The organism is Mycolicibacterium tusciae, assembly GCF_002086795.1.
GTDB classification, from domain to species: Bacteria; Actinomycetota; Actinomycetes; order Mycobacteriales; family Mycobacteriaceae; genus Mycobacterium; species Mycobacterium tusciae.
In genome coordinates, this window is the sequence record NZ_MVIM01000058.1 from 1 (window position 1) to 1,273 (window position 1,273).

At 65.0% G+C, this 1,273-nt stretch carries 1 protein-coding gene; it reads left to right on the forward strand.

Annotated elements, in window-relative coordinates:
• Positions 1–1,273, forward strand: a 1,273-nt coding sequence (locus BST47_RS30095) for an acyltransferase domain-containing protein (RefSeq protein WP_133056267.1), incomplete at both ends; no start/stop codon positions are given.

Sequence of the window (1,273 nt, forward strand, 5' to 3'; positions counted from 1 at the left end):
GGCTGATGACCCGCATCGCGGGTGCCGGCTCTATGGCGTCGGTGGAACTGCCTGCCAAACAAGTACTTTCAGAATTGGCAGTGGACGAGATCGCCGATGTAGTCGTGGCGGTAGTGGCCTCGCCGGAATCTACGGTGATTGGCGGTGCCGCCGAGACGGTTCGCGAGCTGGTCGCGCGCTGGGAGCAGCGCGACGTGCTGGCCCGCGAGATCGCCGTGGATGTCGCATCGCATTCGCCGCAGGTCGAACCGATCCTCGACGAGCTGACGAATGTACTGGCTGAGCTGAATCCGATGACGCCGCAGGTTCCGTTCTACTCGGCGACCCAGTTCGACCCGCGTGAACAGCCGGTGTGTGACAGCAGGTATTGGGTGGACAATCTGCGTCGCACGGTGCGGTTCGCCGCGGCAGTGCGGGCGGCACTGGAAGATGGCTATCGGGTTTTCGTGGAGTTGGCGCCGCACCCGCTGCTGACCCATGCTGTCGAGCAGACCGCGCGCAGTCTTGACATCCCGCTCGCGGTCCTGGCCTGCATGCGGCGTGAACAACCGCTGCCACACGGCATGCGTAGTCTGCTGGTGGATCTGCACAGCGCGGGCGCCGCGGTCGACTTCTCGGTCCTCTACCCGAATGGGCGCCTGGTGGACGCCCCGCTACCGACCTGGACGCATCGTCAACTATGGCTGAGCAGTAACGATCAGGACGCCTCGACACGAAGGGGGAGCACCATCTCGGTGCATCCGCTGTTGGGTGCGCATGTGCGCTTGCAGGAGGATCCGGAGCGCCACGTGTGGGAAGCCGAGGTCGGCACCGTCGCCCAGCCCTGGCTGGCCGATCACCAGATCCGTAACACCACGATGCTTCCGGGGGCGGCCTACTGCGAAATGGCGCTGGCGGCCGCACATACGGTGCTGGGCGAGGCTTCTGAGGTCCGTGACATCTACTTCCAGCAAGCGTTGCTCTTGGATGAGCAGACCACGGTCGGCGCCTCGGCGTCATTGGCATCGCCCGGCGTCGTCGAATTCACCGTCGAAACACGCCAACGACACGAACAAGCGCTGCGAGCGACCGCAGCCCTTCGTATCGGAGATGATCACCGACCACCTGCCCATGACACATCCGCGCTGATTGCCGCGCATCCGGGGCGCGTGGATGGCGCCGAGGTACGTAACCGCCTGAGCCAGCACGGTGTTCAGTACGGTCCGGCGTTCAGTGGTTTAGGTGTGGTGCGTATCGGCGCGGGGGAAACCCGAACGGTGCTGGCCGAGGTGGC